This window comes from Methylobacterium sp. WL116 (genome assembly GCF_008039455.1).
Classification (GTDB): domain Bacteria; phylum Pseudomonadota; class Alphaproteobacteria; order Rhizobiales; family Beijerinckiaceae; genus Methylobacterium.
The window spans coordinates 1-1,847 of the sequence record NZ_VRUV01000711.1 but is presented as its reverse complement, the minus strand read 5'-3'; the positions used below and the strand labels follow the sequence as shown (position 1 = coordinate 1,847).

The following is a 1,847-nucleotide window of genomic DNA, read 5'->3' as shown; positions in this document are numbered from 1 at the left end:
GCGCCGAGGCCCGCGACGAGGGCGTCGAACACCGCATCCGGCCCGTCGGCGACGAGGGGCGCCGTCGCGGTGACGAAGGGCGAGAGGAAGGGCCGCGCGACGCGCCCGCCGAGGCCGCTGAGATCGCGCACCATCCGGTAGGGCAGGGCGGCCTCGAGCCGTCCCTCGCGGCGGACGGTGACGAAACGCAGGGCCTCGGCGCCGAGGCCCGCCCGCTGGTGCGCTTCCACGACGTGGCGCGCGTAATGCGGATGCGGCGCCCGCGCGCGGCCGAACAGGTCGTCCCATTCTTCGGGACGCGGCGCGTCGGACGGCCCGGCCTCGATCGCGGGGACGGGCGATGCGACCCGGATCATCGGGCGCCCATCGCGAAAAGGCCGGCCCAGACCGGGGTCGCGAGGCCGTGCACGCGCCGCGCCGCCAGCGCGAGGATGCCGGCCCGCAGGACCGTGGTCAGCGCCATCCCCAGCGCTGCCCCGATCACCCCGAGCGGCGGCACGAGGACGAGGCAGGCGCCGACCGCCACCGCCAGCATCGCCAGCGTGATGCCGGCGCAGAGCCGCTCGCCGCCGAGCATGGTCAACAGGTCCTCGCCCGGGCCGAACAGGCTCGCCGCGACGCTGCCGGCGGCCAGTACCGCGAGGATCGGGATGCTGTCGGAGAATTGCGGCCCGAACATCGCCAGCAGCAGCGGGCTCGCGGCGACGACCCCGAGCGCCACCAGGGCGGTGGCGGCCAACGTGCCGCGGCCCTGCAGGCGCACCAGCCAGGCGAGCGTGTCCCGGTCGCCGACCGCGTGCGCCGCGCTGAAGCGCTGCGCGGTGGCGGCGACGGCGGCGAAATGGACGAACACGACGAACTGCTGGATCCGCGTCGCGGCGAAGTACAGGCCGACGGCGGAGGGCGGCATCAGGAAGCCGAGCACGACGACGTCGACGAAGGTGAAGCCGGCATTGGCCAGGTCGATCAGCGCGATCGGCAGGCTGGCGCCGAGCCAGTGCCGCCAGCGGTAGCGGCGCGGGCCCCGGGGCAGCGTGCGCGCCATCCGCGCCAGCACCAGCCCGGCCTGGATCGCGACGGCGAGGATCGCGGCGGCGAGCATGCAGGCCATCGCCACCCAGGCCTCGGCCGGCGCGCCGAGCAGGATCGCGGCGACCATCGCGACCATCATCACGGTCTGGCGCAGCAGGTAGGGCGGCGCGATCGCCAGCACCGCCCAGTTCTGGCTGCGGGCGAGGCCTTCCAAGTAATCCTGGAGCGCGAACAGCGGCAATACGAGCGCCGCGACGAGGAGCGGCGCGCGGTAGGGCCCGGCGACCCAGCCCGGCCACAGCGTCAGCACCGCGGCTCCGAGCAGCGCGACGGCCAGGGCCGCACCGCCGATCGCGACGGCGCCGGCCACGAGGTAGCCGCGGGCGTGGTCGAGGTCGCCGCGGGCCTGGTCCACCGGCAGGAAGCGGCAGGCGCCCTGCGACAGGCCGAGCGTCACCGAATGGCCGATCATCGCGGTCCAGACCCAGACCGTGGCGAAGACGCCGTATTCCTGCCAGCCCATCAGGCGGGCGGTGAGCACCTGCGCGCCGTAGGCGAAACCGGCCGAGGCGATGCGGATCGCGAACACGTCGAGGGCGGTGCGGGCCGGGCCGGTCGCGGCGATGCGCAGGCGGCGGACGGCCGAGCCGAGGGTCGCCGCCGCCATCTCCGCCTCCCTCGACCGCGCGGTTCCGCACCGCGCGGATCGGACCCGAGCCCTAACCCGGGCCCCGTTGCGGCGGGGTTAATGGGCCGGCGCCGTCACGGCCTGGGGGGCGCGACCGCCGCGCCCAGGGTGCCGGACGTCTCGCGCG

Annotated in this window: 1 protein-coding gene and 1 pseudogene; both read right to left on the bottom strand. The window is 75.8% G+C overall.

Annotated features, from left to right (window positions below; translation table 11 throughout):
• Positions 1-356 (bottom strand): annotated as a pseudogene (locus tag FV223_RS26550) (cellulose biosynthesis protein CelD); the annotation flags it as partial.
• Positions 353-1,699: a lipopolysaccharide biosynthesis protein gene (locus FV223_RS26545; protein WP_147729723.1), complete on the bottom strand. Its 1,347-nt coding sequence runs from the start codon at positions 1,697-1,699 to the stop codon at positions 353-355. The gene FV223_RS26545 and the pseudogene FV223_RS26550, both read right to left, overlap by 4 nt.
• Between the last annotated feature and the right edge of the window lie 148 nt (positions 1,700-1,847).

Excerpts from the sequence above, each read along its gene's own strand:
- FV223_RS26545 (WP_147729723.1), bottom strand. The coding sequence starts at position 1,699 with ATGGCGGCGGCGACCCTCGGCTCGGCCGTCCGCCGCCTGCGCATCGCC.